Genomic DNA, 17,240 nt, shown 5'->3' on the forward strand with positions numbered 1-17,240 from the left:
TTTAATAATTCAGATACTAAATCCAACTTTAAATTCAAAAGCAGTGTATTGCACCAGAATAAAAGATGACCAACTCTTAAAACTAGCACACTCCACTAGATAGTTATAAATCCCTGCAAATTTAAATTTAACGATATTATTAACTAGCAAGTGATATTTCATATTGTGTCAGCCCTTTTACTTCAATACGCCAGCCTCCTTGCATGAGTTCAGGCATTACATTCACCATCATTCATTTCTATACTTTTGCACAGCGAAATACGACCTACCTATCAGTTGGCAAGCTATTGATTATTTACACAACAAACTGAAATTGGTTAATTTATGACTAAGCCAGAAACCAAACGCCTTTGCTTGCGCGTCTGGAACAGGTCGAGTTCGGGGGGAACTCGGCCGCCCCAAATGGTTTACTTCCTTTCATGCAGCGGTCACTTACCTTTCAATTACGAAAATACTCAGCTTTAAACGGTGTGCATCTAATCCGAGTTGATGATGTGGTTTATGTGAAGAATTTGAAATGGGGTATTGCGAGGGAATTTACTTTGTGGTTTCTGGCAACCTAGAGCATGAAGCTTTGAAATCGACCATAACAACGGACGCGACTTCAAGGTTGGCGGCATGTGTTAACAAATGTTAAGCACTCTTCGTTAACACGTTCATGCCAAAATCACTTAGGTTAAATGTCCTACATAATTCTGAGGGCGTACGTTTGCTCCACTAAGACTTATCCGACTAAATTGATTACTAGTTAAGCCGCTGTTATTGAGAATACATTATGTAAGAACAAAAGACGGCTAATAAGTGTTATGTGCCTAGAACACTAAGCACTCGACTATGTTTGATAAAATTGGTGGTCTTCATCAAGAAAAACTACATAAAATGTATTTGCATCAAGATTTTTACCTTGTTTTCTGCATTCATTAGCTATTTCTTGAGAAATTACGAAGCCAGCGAGCCTTGTATCGCAATCTATACGGAATCTCGCCCATGAAACGTTCTCAGGAACATGCGCAGGGTGTTTGAAAGCAGATTTTTTTGGAAATTCGCCATACACTTCCAAATAGTGTTGACGCTTGCCTTTTCCACCACGACGGCCTTTTCCTACTTTTTCTCGCTCCCAATGAAGAAGAGACTCTTTCGTAAAGTCTTTAATCTTGTCCATTAGTTTGACCAACTTACTATTTCCAGCACACTGATTCCAATCTTCAAAAGACTGGCTACCGTCCTTAATAGTTAAATATGAAAAGTTAAACTTACATCGATTTTCAATGTTTGAGTCTTTAATAGAGTCTTGAGGTAAAGTTTCTAAGAATAATCTGCTCCTCGGGGAGCCTTTAAAGTTCTTAGCCATTAGTTCGCCTCAAATCTGTGTGCAAGCTTTTTAGCTAGACCCTGAATGTTAGTCGGAACACCACCAATTTTTCCTTTCATATAGTATGGTGATAGTGATCTGTCATTTCGCAACATTGATACTTCGTCCAAGCGATAACAATAACTTTCATTTTCTTCTTTATTTACTAGGACACTCTTATACCGCCCTAATGAATCGATAATTTCAGTATTGTGCGCAGTAAACATCAATTGAGCATTGAGCTTATTGATCGAAGGGTTATCGAACAGTTCAACCAGTTCCGGTAAAATCATCGCATGAAGGTGCGTGTCAAATTCATCTAGTATTAATAAACTACCTTCGGTAAGTGTGATCCAATAACGATATAGGTATAAAAACAAGCTTTTAGTACCCATCGACTCATTATTTAGGCCTACCGCATAGTCGTATTCACCGTTGTCGTGATAGAAAACAGGGAAATAAATCGTTTCTCCTGTTGCAGAATCGGTTGTCTCCTCGATAATGATATCGCTTAGACCACTATCGACAGAAATAAGAACCTCTTTGGTGAATTCAAATACATCATTCTTTTCGTGATAGAACTTGCTGACCTTAAAGAAGTCATCGACACTTTGAGTTCGATAGCCATCAGCACCTACATTGTAGAGGATTTTTAAAAAGTTAATACGAAGCTCTTCTAAATCTTCCATTGGTTCATAGAAGTCGTAATCTGAAACAAGGGTTATAATCGATTGATCTAATTTGAGTTTTAAACTTTTTAACTCTTCAAACTCTTTGAGGCATTTAGTGACTTTATGCCCCTCTCTAACGATGCAAGTTACTTCTTTTTTAGGTTTCTTTCGGCGTAATTCTTCGCGAATGATTCCGTGTTCTGTCAAATCAAGTTCATAGTAATAGGTTGTTCCGTCAATGAGCAATTCAACGTAGAATTCTGCTGGCTCTTCACTATGAAAAAATCGGTCAATTGGTATGGCTATTTTTTTTGAGCCGTCTGAGTTCTCTTCTGAAGTGGTCATTCGCTTTGAACAGAAACAGTATAGAAAGGTAATAGCTTTTAAAATGTTTGTTTTACCAGAGCCATTAGCTCCTTTGATGCCAATTATGGTGCTCGTTTCATTAGGAGAACTAGGTAGTTCGAAACTAATTTCAGCTCCATCTTTAAAACTTGAAAAGTTTTTGAAACCAAACCTTTTGATCATTATTTTTCCTAAGTTCTGTAGGTCGATACTTTAGTGCATTTTAAACACTTGTAATTAAGAGGCAAGCAAAAAAGCCAACATTAGACAATTCTGTCAAAAAATGATGTTTTTGATTCCCATGCACATACAATTGCTTAAAGTTTCAAGATACTTTTTCAAGTCTGGTATAAACGCGTCAAGACTATAGTTCCGACGCGTTTTTGTCCGATTGTGAGTTTAATAACCTGTGACATACCTCGTGCGCACTAAAACACGCAGGCTTCTTCAAGACCGATTTCAAATCAACGGACGGTAAACATCGCTAGCTAAATGCAAACCACTTGATGCATTGGCTTTCGCCAATCTTCCAGCCACGAAAACGTTTGTCTCGATTAAGTTCTAAACTATAACGATTAATTACACTTCAGCCCTTGTTTACACTTTTATTGCCTCCATATTTTCCATACAATCCTAAGCGATTATAAATAAAAACAATTTCAATTTCGGAGTCCTCATGAGCGACGTAAAGCACTGTAATTTATTGATTCTTGGTTCTGGCCCTGCTGGCTATACAGCTGCAGTTTACGCTGCTCGTGCAAACCTAAACCCAGTACTGGTTACCGGTATGCAGCAAGGTGGTCAGCTTACAACCACTACAGAAGTGGAAAACTGGCCGGGTGATGCTGAAGGTTTAACGGGCCCTGCTCTAATGGATCGCATGAAAGAGCACGCAGAGCGCTTTGAAACAGAGATCCTGTTCGACCACATTAACGAAGTCGACCTTTCAAACCGCCCTTTCCGTCTTAAAGGCGATTCTGGCGAGTACACGTGTGATGCGTTGATCATCTCAACGGGTGCATCAGCTAAGTACTTAGGTTTAGATTCTGAAGAAGCATTCAAAGGCCGCGGCGTTTCTGCTTGTGCAACGTGTGATGGTTTCTTCTACCGCAACCAGAAAGTAGCGGTTGTTGGTGGTGGTAACACAGCAGTTGAAGAAGCACTTTACCTATCTAACATCGCGTCTGAAGTTCACCTAGTTCACCGTCGTGACACGTTCCGCGCTGAAAAGATTCTTGTTAAGCGTTTAATGGACAAAGTCGAGAACGGCAACATTGTTCTTCACACTGACCGCACACTAGACGAAGTTCTAGGCGACGACATGGGCGTAACGGGCGTTCGTATTAAAGATACTCAGTCTGATAAGACAGAAGATATCGAAGTAATGGGCGCGTTCATTGCTATCGGTCACCAACCGAACACTGAAATCTTCAAAGGCCAAGTTGATATGAAAGATGACTACATCATCGTTCAGTCTGGTCTTGAAGGTAACGCGACACAAACCAGCATCCCTGGCGTATTCGCTGCGGGTGATGTAATGGACCACAACTATCGCCAAGCAATCACTTCTGCTGGTACAGGTTGTATGGCTGCACTGGATGCTGAACGCTTCCTAGATGGCCTTAACGATAAGTAAATCTGAGATTGCAGATTTGATTATCGGTGCTCTCGCCTCAGTAGATGCAGGGCGTCATCACATTTTGTTGTAAATCCCTAGAGCCCAGTGGTATATCCACTGGGCTTTCTTTTGTATACTAGCCGCCCTCAACAAATAATAATTATCATTAAGCCTTCATAATGGATAAGAAAAAACAACGCAGCTTGAACAAGTGGCTTAAGCAACAGAGTAAGTTAGCGAAACGCTGGCTTATGATTGCGATTAGCCTTGGCGTACTTTCAAGCGTGTTTTTAATTGCTCAAGCAGCTCTTCTCGCCTCTATTCTTCACCAACTGATCATCGAGAATGTCGATAAGTCTGAACTGGTTGGTCATTTCGCAGGCTTGGCATTATCGGTCGTTGGCCGTGCTGGCTGTACATGGGGTCGTGAAATCGCAGGTTATCGCTGTGGTGAACAAATCCGTGTCTACATAAGGCAACTCATCCTAGATAAATTACGTGAGCTAGGCCCTGCTTACATTAAAGGTAAGCCTGCAGGTACGTGGGCAACCTTATTGCTAGAACAAGTTGAAGACATGCAAGACTTCTTCTCTCGTTACTTACCTCAGATGTCTTTGTCGGTAATGATTCCGTTCATTATTTTGGTCGTAGTATTCCCTGTAAACTGGGCAGCAGGTCTGATCTTCTTGATTACTGCGCCACTGGTGCCGATGTTCATGGCATTGGTTGGTATGAAAGCAGCCGATGCAAACCGTAAAAACTTCAAAGCGCTTCAGCGTCTTTCAGGTCACTTTTACGACCGTTTGCAGTCAATGACAACCATCCGTCTATTTGATCGTACCAACGCTGAAACAGAAGTATTGAAAGGTGCATCTGAAGTGTTCAGAACGCGTACTATGGATGTATTGAAGATCGCTTTCTTGTCTTCTGCTGTGCTTGAATTCTTCACGTCGATCTCGATCGCGATGACGGCAGTTTACTTTGGTTTCACCTACATTGGTGAGCTGAACTTTGGCCACTACGGTGCAGGCATTACGCTATTCGCTGGTTTGTTTATCCTTATCTTAGCGCCAGAGTTTTACCAACCTCTGCGTGACTTAGGTACTTTCTACCACGCGAAGCAACAAGCGGTTGGCGCAGCTGAAAGTATTGTCGAGTTCCTAGAAACAGACATCACTAAGGTTAAATCAGGCGACACTCAGCTCGATCCGGCTCAAGGCATCAATATTGAAGCTCAAGATCTCAAAGTGTTAAGCCCTGAAGGTGTTCAATTGGTTGGTCCTATCTCGTTCGCGCTTAACACTCGACAGTCGACTGCGTTAGTTGGCCCAAGTGGTGCGGGTAAAACGAGTTTGATCAACGCTATTCTTGGTTTCATGCCTTATGAAGGAAGCTTGAAAATCAATGGCATTGAACTGCGTGATTTAGACTTGGTATCTTGGCGCAAGACGATCAGCTGGGTTGGTCAAAACCCACTGTTGCTTCACGGCAGCATTCGTGACAACGTCACTCTAGGTAAGCAAGATATCACTGACCAAACTGTTCAAAACGCACTAGAGCAATCTTTTGCTAACGAATTTGTAAACGAGCATGGCTTGGATTACATGATTTCTGATCGTTCAGGTGGCCTATCTGTTGGTCAATCTCAGCGTTTAGCTTTGGCTCGTGCAATGATTCAAGACGGCCAATTCTGGTTATTAGATGAACCTACTGCCAGCCTAGATACTCGCAGTGAACAGCTTGTGATTAAAGGCATTAACAGCAACATCGAAAGTCGCACTGCCCTGCTTGTGACGCACCAACTTGCTCCTCTTCAATCGGTCGATAACATTCTGGTTATGCGCGATGGTGGTCTTGTGGAACAAGGTCATTACTCTCAGCTCTCGACTGCGGGTGGTTTATTCGAAGAGATGCTAAACGCGAACTTAGCTCAACAAGACAATAAGGGTAATTTAGATGCGTGATTTACTGCCTTACCTGAAACTCTATAAAAAGCATTGGTTTGGCCTATCGCTAGGCATGCTATTGGCTTTTGCTACTCTGTCGGCTTCTATCGGCTTGTTAACGCTATCGGGTTGGTTCATTTCAGCTTCTGCGGTTGCTGGTCTTACGATTGCGCGTGAAACCTTCAACTACATGCTACCGGGCGGTGGTGTACGTGGTTTGGCAATGAGCCGTACTGCTGGTCGTTGGGGTGAACGTGTTGTCAGCCACAATGCGACATTCAAACTGTTAACTGATTTACGCATCTTCTTCTTCAAGAAGCTAGCTCCGCTGATCCCAGGCCGTATTTCAAACCTTCGTGACGCTGACCTACTGAACCGTTTGGTTGCCGATGTCGACGCCATGGACCACGTTTACTTACGTTTAGTCAGCCCTGTGACGGTTGGTGTGTTGGGTATCTTCTTCCTGACTCTGTTCTTGATGTGGTTTGATACCTCGCTAGGACTTATCTTAGGCTCTATCCTGCTTATCATGCTGTTGGTTTGGCCTGTCTTGTTCTACAAGCTAGGTAAACGTAACGGTGGTGAGCTTACTCAGAATAAAGCGGATCTTCGTGTAACTACGCTAGATTGGATTGAAGGCTACAGCGAACTGACTCTGTTCGGTGCGGAAGAACGTTATCGTAATGCGATTCTAGAGACACAACGTAAGCTGATAGCAAATCAGTTTGTGAACGCTAACCTAACCGGTATGGCTTCAGCAGCGCTAATGCTGTTCAACGGTTTAACGCTTGTTCTTATGCTTTGGCTTGCGACAGATGGCGTGGGCGGTAATGCTCCAGATCCGTTCATCGCGCTAATGGCATTCGCTACTATGGCAAGTTTTGAACTTCTGATGCCTATCGCAGGCGCATTCCAGCATTTAGGGCAAACTCTGTCTTCAGCTCGTCGCTTGAACGAAGTTATTCTGTCAGAACCTGAAGTTCAGTTCGCTGAAGAGAAGCTAGACATCAACAAGCCGCTTGATATTACGTTCTCAAACGTAACGTTCAACTACCCTGATTCTGAGCGCAGTGTTCTGAACGCTGTCGACCTAACGATCCCTGCAACGAACAAAGTTGCGATTGTGGGTCAAACGGGTTCTGGTAAATCGACACTGATTCAGCTTCTAACTCGCTACTGGGATCCGAAAAAGGGTTACATCTCTATCGCGGGCATTGAGCTGACACAATGGAACGAATCACAACTGCGTGAATCTATCAGTGTGGTAAGCCAGCGTGTCGACATCTTAAACGGCACTCTGCGTGACAACTTGTTGATTGCAAAACCAGACGCCAATGATGATCACCTAGCGAACATCCTTAAAGACGTTGGCCTAGAAAAGCTGCTTGAGAATAATGCACTTGATAGCTGGTTAGGTGACGGTGGTCGTCAACTGTCTGGTGGTGAGAAACGCCGTATTGGTATTGCACGTGCAATCCTTCATGATGCCCCTATCCTGCTTCTTGATGAGCCAACAGAAGGCTTAGATAAGCAAACTGAGCAGAGCATCATGGCTCTGTTCGAGAAGCACTTTGAAGGCAAGACGGTTATCTTCATTACGCACCGTTTGATTGGTCTGGAGTCGATGGATTCTATCGTTCTGATTGAACAAGGCGAGATTGTTGAAAACGGCTCTCATGAGACACTGTTAAACGAAGAAGGACGTTATTTCCAACTTCGTCAGGCAATCTAGCCCCTTTATAGCTTCTCTTTAAGCTATAAAGAAAACCATTCAAAGCCCGAGTTCATACTCGGGCTTTTTTATGCCTGTAATTCTAGTCCGAACAACCCTCAACCAATAACCTAAACAAATAACAACCCACTAATTTGTAAGTCTTGCTAATACATTGCTTACAAAAGCTTACTAAGAACAAATGCCATTTCTTGTAACATGCAGGCTTTATAGCTTGCAGATAACTTGGTCCCCTATGGTATACAAACTCACAATTCCAACTCTTGTTCTGACTACGATGCTCACTGCATGCGGCGGCAGCGACAGCAATAACACTAGCGCGTCAAAGAATGTAATCGATGCATCAAGCGCTAGCTCAGTGGTTAGTTTAGGAAGCAATTACTCACTACAATTCAGCGTAAAGTCGATTAAAAATGGCGCAGACAAAAACGTGAACGTTGATATTACTCAATACGGTAATAATCTAAAATCAAGCGGCAGTTTTGCTCAAGTTCATGGTGTACCAGAGCGCAACTATAAGACTCAAAATGACGCAGACATTACGTTCACAGTAACAGCAACAAACTCGTCTGGTAAAACGTATGACGTTGAAAACTTTAATATTTACTACGAGAACTTCAACTCAACCACAACACCAGAAAAACTTGCTGTTGCGAAAGTCGAAAACAACATCAAGAACATCATTCTTTGGAAAAAAGCCGACACCGTAACCATCAACAAGCAATTCATCATCGATAGCACTGGCGACAAGTTTAATATCGACCAGATGAGACCGATGAACCTTTACGTTCGCGTGGGTAACACCCTAAGCAACGCTATCCAATTTGTTCCAAGCTTTGCTCAAAGTGCTTCAGAGACGTTCGCTCGTGTACCAACGAGTGATTGTTCTGTTATTTCAGACACAACAGGCGACTTGCTTAACAATGGCATCAAGCAACGCAGTTGCGTAGAAGCTCATGGGTACAAGATCCCGTTACTGATCGAAGACAAAACACAGAATGACGGCACGGCCAAAGTTGCGCACGTTAAGAAGATCATGCAGTACTACCTTGATAACTTCCCAGCTGAAGTGACCAAGGCGATCTACGACAGCAAAGCTGCGATGGCGTTCTTTTACGATGATGATTGGGCTAACAGAGGTGCGGGCGATTACTTAGATGAAAACTACCGCTTCCAAGATCTATTCGCCACTGAGACGACAGATACTACAGCAGGCGAAAACAAGCCGGGCTTAGCAAATCAACGAGACGCTGCGTTTGAAGAGATCATTCACTTTGTACACGACTACGGTGTGATGAATTTAGCGGTGCAATCACCTTCATCAAAGTGGGGTGTGATGCAAAAAGAACTCGATGAGCTGAATGAAAAAGCGATTCTTGCGGGCTCTTACTTTCCAAATGGGAAAGACTCAACGATTGTCGAGGCTGATTTAGATGCTGAGTCATACGATCAAGAGTATTTAGCTTACTCTCTGTATGCCTACTACGACGTGAACTACAAAGGCTATCGTGCTCAAGAGCTAAGTTCTGCAACCTTCACAGAGCTTCAAGCGAACGACCCTGAGATGGTGAAGTTTATGGAGAAATACTTCCCTACTCGCGCGAACCTTAAAGCAAAGTTCCCAGGTTACCCGAACAACTAGTTCTTGGTGCCTAATCCTCTAACGAATAAGCACAAAAAAGCCGAATGTGACAATCACATTCGGCTTTAAATTTACGTTTTAGTGCTTACAGCTTGAAGCGGCTAATTTCACTCTCTAGCTCGTGAGACAGTTCAGACAGCTGAGCTGCTTGCTCTGCCGCTTGGTGTGCTTCGTCTGCTAGCTCGTTAGACACGTCACGGATTCCTTCAGTGTTGCGAGTAATCTCAGACGTTACAGACGCTTGCTCTTCTGCCGCAGAAGCAATCTGTGTCGCCATGTCGCTGATACGTTCAACAGCAGCATGAATTTGCGTTAGGCTTGCAGCCGCTGAGTTTGCGTCATCAACACTGGTTTCAGCCAGAGTACGGCTGTCATTCATGATGCTAACCGCTTTGCCTGTTGTACCTTGTAGCAATTCGATAGTCTGTTGAATCTCTTGTGTTGAACCGTGTGTACGTTGGCTCAGAACACGAACTTCATCAGCAACAACCGCAAAGCCACGACCTTGCTCACCAGCACGAGCTGCTTCAATCGCTGCGTTAAGTGCAAGTAGGTTTGTCTGTTCAGCGATGCCTTGAATGTTAGACAAGATAGCGTTGATGCTATTACCGTGCTCTTCAAGTTCTAGGATTACGTTCGTCGCAATCTGAACTTCTTGAGCAAGGTTTTGAATTGAGCTTTGAGTCTGTGTTACTTGACCAGTACCGTGCTCACACGCACCAACCGCTTCAGATGAATTCTGTGCCGTGTGGTCTGCGTTACCCGCGATCTCTTGTGTTGCCGCTGCCATTTCGTTAACAGCCGTTGCAACCATGTTGATTTCGTCTTGTTGCATCTGGATGCGAGCACTACGCTCTTCCGCTTGTGATGCTGTTTGACGCGCTTGGTTACCCAATGCAGCAGACACTTCACTTAACTTGATCACCATTGTGTGCATGTTGCCCACGAAACGGTTGAAGTTTTGTGCAAGCTGACCAATTTCGTCGTCGCTCTTTGGCTCAAGACGCTGAGTAAGGTCACCTTCACCTGAAGCGATCTCTTCAAGTGCCGCAGAAACTCGGTTTAGGTCGCGGAATAGGAAACTCACCAACCAAGAAACCAGTACGATCACAATAAGCGTGATCACTACAGCAGTCATAATAAGCTGAGTAAGTAGTGTTGAGTGGTTTGCTTCTTCAGTCGCTCGGTCCATCTGAACCGCGAAGATCCAGTTAGTGTTTGGTACTTTCGTGAAGTAAAGCAGCTTCTCAGCGCCACGTTCTTTAATGATCTCGATGCTACCAGTACGCACTGCGTTCTCGATAATAGGCATAGAGATGTCATTAGAAAGCTGGCTTACTGGCTTCAGGCTTAGTGCTGAATCTGGGTGCGCTAGGAATGTGCCGTCAGACGCATCGATTAGCATTGCGTGAGCGTTGTCACCCACATCTAGGCTGATAACGTCATTAACCAATTGATCGATAAGTACGTCAGCACCTACCACACCAACAAGTTGACCATTGTGGCGAACTGGCTCTGCAATCGTTACTAGAAGTGCTTTGGTGATTGCATCTTGGTAAGCAGTAGTAATGATTTGCTTACCTGCAGCGTTTGCTTCTTGGTACCAAGGACGTTGACGAGGATCGTAACCAGCACGGTTACGTTCAGGGTGTGAGCGGTACATGCCACCTTCTGGAGTACCTAAAAAGATATCGTCAAAGCCACCCGCTACACGAGCTTGCTTAAGGAAAGGAACAACATCATCCTCTCGTGAAAAGTCGTTGAATGCTGAAGCGATATCCGTACGAATATCAATCCAGTTTTTAATACCTTCAGATGCTGCTTCTGATACGCTTTCAGCTCGTAGGTATACGCCATTACGAGTCTGTTCAAATAACTGGTTTGCTGATAACCAAGTCAGTGCTGTAGCCATAACGACAACAGCAGATAGGCTCGCACCTATTAACTTCTGTTTTAGTGTTAGTTTCATGTCAAAGTTTCACGAGTGGTGGGAAATCCCGCGCATACTACCCAATATCAGTATTAAATTCGAGCGATTTCACAATTTAATATTGGAATATATTTTTATGTAAACCATAGCCTTAGCTTATGCCAATTAGTTGGCATATCGCCAAATTTAAGGCGCTATTTACTATGTGATTATTAGAAATAATGTCAGATTTAGTACGGTAAAAAAACAAAAAGGCAGAAGAGTTTCCTCTTCTGCCTTCATATTATTTACCGCTCTACTGCGTATAAATTGCAGTAGATTTTAGCTTAGAAAGCCTAGCGTTTTTCTGTACGCATACCCATTAGCAAGCTCACACACATCAGTAATAGAATGATGGTGAATGGCAATGCCGTCGAGATTGCACCCGCTTGCAGAGCTTGTACTGCTTCAGTACCACCAACCCACAATAGAGCGACAGCAATCGCACCTTCAAGGAACGCCCAGAACACACGTTGAGGCACAGGCGTATCAACTTTACCACCCGCGGTGATGCTATCGATTACTAGAGAGCCTGAGTCAGACGATGTAATGAAGAAGACTAAAACCAATACAACCGCAATGATTGAAAGCAGAGTACCAAATGGTAATACATCAAACATTTGGAACATCGCTAGCGATACATCGGTTAAACCTTCTTGACCAAGAATACCAATGTTATTCACGATTTGGTCAATCGCCATACCACCAAACACTGACATCCAAATGATAGTCACGGTAGTCGGTACAATCAGTACTGCTGTGATGAACTCACGAACCGTACGACCTTTAGAAACACGAGCGATAAACATACCTACGAATGGTGACCATGAGATCCACCAAGCCCAATAGAATACCGTCCAACCGTGTAGCCAAGCTTCATCTTCACGGCCGTGAGGGTTACTCAGCGGAATGATGTTTTCGATGTATGCCATCAATGTTGTTGGGATTGACCCCAGCGTCACTGCATAACCGATTAGCGCAACTAAGATCAGCAGTAAGAAAGCTACTAGCATATTGATATTACTGATAACTTTAACGCCACCATCAATACCACGAAGTACGGAGACAACCGCTAATAAAGTCACCACTGTAATAACAATGACTTGCAGCCCTAAGCCCGCTTCAATACCGAATACATGCTGAATACCACTTGCCGCTTGTTGTGCACCTAGGCCAAGCGATGTCGCCAAACCGAATAGGGTTGCAAGAACTGCAAGAATATCAACAATGTGACCTGCCCAGCCCCAAGCTCTATCACCTAAGATTGGGTAAAAGATAGAACGAATTGAAAGAGGTAATCCCTTGTTGTAAGAGAAGAAAGCAAGTGACAATGCCACTACACCATAAATCGCCCAAGGGTGCAGTCCCCAGTGATACATGGTTGCACCTAGTGCTAGCTTAGCCGCTTCTGGTGTATTCGCTTCAACACCTAACGGCGTTTCATACCAACCTGTGTAGTAAGCAGCTGGCTCCGCCACACTCCAGAACATCAAACCGATACCCATACCTGCAGCGAACAGCATGGACAACCAAGACATGAATGAGTAATCAGCGGTTGCATCAACGCCACCTAGGCGGATTTTACCAAATGGAGAAACAATCAAGCCCAAGCAAAAAATAACGAAAATGTTACCGGACCAGATGAACAGCCAATCAAATGAATTGATAATTTGCCATTTAACACCATCTAGTGCTGCCTTTGCTGAAGCGGTATCTGTAAGTAGAACACCGATCAAGAATAAGGCGATAAGTCCCGCACTGATACCAAATACTGGGTTATGTACGTCGAAACCCCATTTTTGGACGTTATCCTGACCAACAGTGTAATCGGTACTGTCGATACTGTATTTATCTATACCTTTAGTCATTATCCCTCTCTACGGAATACTACTAATATCCCTTACTTACCTGTGACCCAATCACAAACTCGAACCTACAATCCAAGTAGTACAAGCTGTTGTCACATTAATTCAAATACTTGGATGTCTGAAGTTTAGCAGGTTAACTTGTTGTTTTCAGTAAACCTGAAGCGGTTCGTTTGGTTTTCATCCAATATTCACGCAAATACTCAAATTACTGATTAAAAAAAAGCCGAACATGTCGGCCTTTTATTTAATATTACTTTTAGCTCAAAGTATTTTGGTGTTTAACCAATTGATTTTCTGTTCGTAAACCTAGCAATAAGCTTAGGCACATAAGCAATAATATGAAGGCAAATGGTAGCGCCATTGATACCGTTCCAGCTTGTAATGCTTGAATAGATTCCGTACCACCAACCCACAATAAAACCGCTGCAATCGCACCGCCCATCAACGCCCAAAATACGCGTTGTGGAACAGGGGCATCGACTTTACCGCCAGAGGTAATACTATCGATAACCAATGAACCTGAATCAGACGAGGTGATAAAGAACACCATAATCAACCCAATCGATACCACTGAAAGCACAGAACTCATTGGAAGTGCATCGTAAGTATGGAAAAGAGAAAGTGTAATATCTTGCAGACCATTCACACCAATCTCACCCACTTTGTTCGCCACTTGATCAATCGCGATACCACCAAAAATAGCCATCCAGATGATGATTACGGTCGTTGGGATGAACAATACAGCAACGATGAATTCACGAATCGTACGACCTTTAGAGATACGAGCGATGAACATGCCTACGAATGGAGACCAAGACATCCACCAAGCCCAGTAGAATACCGTCCAACCTTGCATCCACGTTTCATCATCACGACCATGAGGATTACTTAAAGGAATGAAGTTTTCAATGTAGCCCATTAGAGCGGTTGGGATAGCTTTAATACCCGCCATGCCACCAGCGATAGTTACGAAGATAAGCAAGCCCAAAGCAACCAGCATGTTGACGTTACTTAGTACTTTTACGCCACCATTGATGCCACGAACAACGGACATTGTTGCTAAGAAAGTGACCACTGCGATAACAACCAGTTGCATGCCAATACCGCCATCGGTACCAAATACATGGTTAATACCACTTGTTGCTTGTTGAGCACCTAAACCCAGTGAAGTTGCAAGACCAAACAGTGTTGCAAGCACAGCAACGATATCAACAATATGACCAAACCAACCCCAAGTTCTATCACCTAAGATAGGGTAGAAAATAGAGCGGATTGATAGAGGTAAACCTTTATTGAAGGTGAAGAAGGCAAGCGCCAAAGCAACAACAGCGTAAATCGCCCAACCGTGAAGACCCCAGTTGTAGATGGTCGCGCCGAGCGCTAACTTCGCCGCTTCAGGAGAGTAAGCTTCAACACCTAATGGCGTTTCATACCAGCCAGTGAAGTAAGCCACTGGTTCAGCAACACCCCAGAACATTAGGCCAATACCCATTCCCGCGGCGAATAACATCGACATCCAAGATAGGTTTGAGTGCTCTGCTTTGGCATCATTGCCACCAATACGTATCTTGCCATACGGGGAGACAATGAGGGCAAAACAGAAAATAACGAAGATGTTTGCTGCCCACATGAAGAAACCATCGAAGTTACCGATGACTTTCCATTTGATTCCATCAAGCGCCGCTTTTGCGGTTTCAGGGTCTGAGACTAGAAGTGCCAACAGGAAGATAATGATCGCCCCTGCACTGATTCCAAATACTGGGTTATGAACATCAAAACCCCATTTCTGAACGTTATCTTGTCCTACTGTATAATCGGTATTTTCAATACTATACCTATCTTTTACAGGCTCCATGCTTCCTCTCTAATTTGCAGCGCACTGTTTGCAACATTGCATTCGGCGCTTAAATTTCGAAATGAAGAATATCAACCTGTCGCAAAAATACTAAAAAAACCTCCATAAAGGAGGCCTAAATTGCACATTTAGTAATTAAATTACACATTTAATGTAATTTAGCGTAAGATCAGTCCACAAGCCCGGAGCTGACTGCGTATTTAGCAAGCTCTGCTGTAGAGTGAATGTCCAGCTTATGCTTAATATTCTGTCTATGGGTTTCGACCGTTCGATAGCTGATATTTAGTGCCTTCGCGACCTCTTTACTGCTCTCCCCTTTTGCGACTAATTTCAGCACAGCCTCTTCACGTCTGCTCAATGGATTCTTCACAGATGGCGTCGGAGTAATCGGCTGAGTAAACAAATTCTGCGTTACTTTTTCACAGAAATAGGTTGAGCCTTGATTGACCGTTTTGATTGCCTGCACCATTTTTTCAGCCGAAATCTCTTTCAACATATAGCCGACCGCACCCGACTGCATCACCTTCATAATGTATTCACGGTTGTTATGCATGGTCAGCATCAACACCTTGGCTTCAGGGTCTTCTTCTTTAATCAGGTGGGTCGCATCAATACCATTCATGATAGGCATGCTAATATCCATCAGCACCACATCAGGGCGCAGCGTTTTCACTGTCTCAACCGCTTCTAATCCATTACTGGCTGTGCCTATCACGCTAATATCAGGCTCGAGTTCTAATCTCGCCATAAAGCCATCCAGTACGACTTGGTGATCGTCAGCAATCACAACTCGAATAACTTCACTCATTCACTAATCCTTCTAGTGTCAGTAACACTGTAATTTCCGTTCCGAAACCAATCTCACTCATCAACTCAAAATCACCGCCGATGAACTCCACTCGCTCTCTCATGTTACGCAGTCCGATCCCTCGTTTCTCCATCGCTTTATAGGTATTGAAACCAACACCGTTATCTTGGATAAGCAGTTGCAACACGTTGCCAATTTGCTGAGCGATAACCGTTACCTTGGTCGCTTGCGCGTGTTTCTCTATGTTGTTCAATGACTCTTGCACCACTCGATACAAGGTCGTTGCGGCTTCTGATTTTAACTTACCCGGTTGAGTGCTAAATAAAGTTTCCACCTCAATACCGGAGTGCGCCTGAAAATCTAATAACAACGAAGACAATGCCGCTTCTAAGCCTATGTCATCCAGTGAACTTGGGCGAAGTTGATGTGAAATGTGCCTCACCTCTTCAATCGCTCGCATAAGTGAATGCTGTGACTTATTCAAATGTGCTTTAAGGTCCTCACTCTGTAGCTTATTACCGAGTAGCTCTAAGTGACAACGACTCGACACTAATAATTGGTTAATACCATCATGTAACTCACGTGCTAGGTGTTTCTTCTCGTCTTCTTGGAACATCACCGTCTTATGCGCCAGTTCTTTGAGGTTGTTATCGGCAATACGATGTTCATGCATGTTGATGGCTAAGGTAAGTACGATAATAACGGCCACCGTCACACTCAAAATCACCACAATAGAAAAGAACGTGGTTTCAATATTCTTGTTTATCTCAGCCTGCATTGAAGCCACTTCTTGGTGCACATCTTCAATATACAAACCGGTGCCAATCATCCAATCCCAGCGTTCTAGCCAAGCGGCGTAACTCAACTTAGACACCACCTCACCCGTCGATGGCTTTTGCCATAAATACTGGTGAAATCCTCCGCCCGTTTGTGCCTCTCTTAGCAGGGCTTCTATCAGAAAGTCACCATCCTCGTCTTGCAGTTCAAGTAAGTTTTGACCAATCAATTCAGGCTGAATCGGATGAACTAAATTGGTTCCGTGGCGATCGTAGGCAAAGAAATACCCGTCCGACCCGTATCTAAGTTTAGACAATATGGCTCGAACTTCCGTTTTGGCTTGGGCTTCTTGGATGTCAGGGTCGTTGTAGATGTGCTCAATGGCATCGAATGCTAGGTCTACTGTGTCCTTGAGGGCGTTTTCACGTGACTTGATTAAGCTGTCTCTGAAGATTTCGACCTCTTTCGCGCCCAACGTTTTGGTTTGGTGTAACGAGATCCAACTAATACTCGCCGTTACCAGTAGCAACGGGAGCAGCGTCAGCAAAATCAGTTTGGCTTTTAGAGGCATTCCTTTTCCTCACAAAAAACGGCTTACTGAACATCAATAAGCCGTTTTATTTTAGCAATTTATCGTTAACCCTTGAAACATATCATT

11 protein-coding genes are annotated in these 17,240 nt (G+C 43.7%); 4 read left to right on the plus strand and 7 right to left on the minus strand.

Features of this window, described 5'->3' with window-relative positions; translation table 11 throughout:
* Positions 1-832 precede the first annotated feature (832 nt).
* Positions 833-1,351, minus strand: coding sequence for a hypothetical protein (locus BCU34_RS07610; RefSeq protein ID WP_102480648.1), 519 nt, complete (start codon positions 1,349-1,351; stop codon positions 833-835).
* On the minus strand, positions 1,351-2,550 hold the full coding sequence (locus BCU34_RS07615; RefSeq protein ID WP_102480649.1) for an AAA family ATPase: 1,200 nt from the start codon (positions 2,548-2,550) through the stop codon (positions 1,351-1,353). The genes BCU34_RS07610 and BCU34_RS07615 overlap by 1 nt, the downstream gene beginning before the upstream one ends.
* Before the next feature lie 493 nt (positions 2,551-3,043).
* Between BCU34_RS07615 and trxB the strand changes: the two genes are divergently transcribed.
* The 4 genes from trxB (at position 3,044) to BCU34_RS07635 (ending at position 9,305) form a co-directional block, all read left to right on the plus strand.
* Complete coding sequence (gene trxB / locus BCU34_RS07620; protein WP_004733400.1) at positions 3,044-4,003, plus strand: thioredoxin-disulfide reductase; 960 nt, start codon at positions 3,044-3,046, stop codon at positions 4,001-4,003.
* A gap of 161 nt (positions 4,004-4,164) precedes the next feature.
* A complete protein-coding gene (gene cydD / locus BCU34_RS07625; RefSeq protein ID WP_102480650.1) occupies positions 4,165-5,949 on the plus strand; it encodes a heme ABC transporter permease/ATP-binding protein CydD in 1,785 nt (594 codons plus the stop codon).
* Complete coding sequence (gene cydC / locus BCU34_RS07630) at positions 5,942-7,663, plus strand: heme ABC transporter ATP-binding protein/permease CydC (RefSeq protein WP_102480651.1); 1,722 nt, start codon at positions 5,942-5,944, stop codon at positions 7,661-7,663. Before cydD ends, cydC begins: the two co-directional genes overlap by 8 nt.
* Before the next feature lie 235 nt (positions 7,664-7,898).
* Positions 7,899-9,305 (plus strand): hypothetical protein, encoded by a 1,407-nt coding sequence (locus BCU34_RS07635; protein WP_102480652.1) that lies wholly within the window; start codon positions 7,899-7,901, stop codon positions 9,303-9,305.
* Positions 9,306-9,390: 85 nt separating this feature from the next.
* Here the strand turns inward: BCU34_RS07635 and BCU34_RS07640 are convergent, their stop codons facing one another.
* The 5 genes from BCU34_RS07640 to BCU34_RS07660 form a co-directional block, all read right to left on the minus strand.
* Positions 9,391-11,274, minus strand: coding sequence for a methyl-accepting chemotaxis protein (locus BCU34_RS07640; RefSeq protein ID WP_008224272.1), 1,884 nt, complete (start codon positions 11,272-11,274; stop codon positions 9,391-9,393).
* A gap of 296 nt (positions 11,275-11,570) precedes the next feature.
* Positions 11,571-13,142 carry a BCCT family transporter gene (locus BCU34_RS07645; protein WP_048659559.1) on the minus strand — a complete coding sequence of 524 codons (1,572 nt, stop codon included), beginning with the start codon at positions 13,140-13,142 and terminating at the stop codon, positions 11,571-11,573.
* Between the two features lie 256 nt (positions 13,143-13,398).
* Positions 13,399-14,997, minus strand: a complete 1,599-nt coding sequence (locus BCU34_RS07650; protein WP_102480653.1) for a BCCT family transporter — start codon at positions 14,995-14,997, stop codon at positions 13,399-13,401.
* Positions 14,998-15,166: 169 nt separating this feature from the next.
* The gene (locus tag BCU34_RS07655) at positions 15,167-15,805 is read right to left on the minus strand and encodes a response regulator transcription factor (protein WP_102480654.1); all 639 of its coding nucleotides are present in this window, start codon (positions 15,803-15,805) and stop codon (positions 15,167-15,169) included.
* Positions 15,798-17,153, minus strand: a complete 1,356-nt coding sequence (locus tag BCU34_RS07660) for a cache domain-containing protein (RefSeq protein WP_048664744.1) — start codon at positions 17,151-17,153, stop codon at positions 15,798-15,800. Before BCU34_RS07660 ends, BCU34_RS07655 begins: the two co-directional genes overlap by 8 nt.
* Between the last annotated feature and the right edge of the window lie 87 nt (positions 17,154-17,240).

The sequence above is a fragment of the Vibrio sp. 10N.286.45.E10 genome (genome assembly GCF_002874195.2).
Taxonomy (GTDB): domain Bacteria; phylum Pseudomonadota; class Gammaproteobacteria; order Enterobacterales; family Vibrionaceae; genus Vibrio; species Vibrio crassostreae.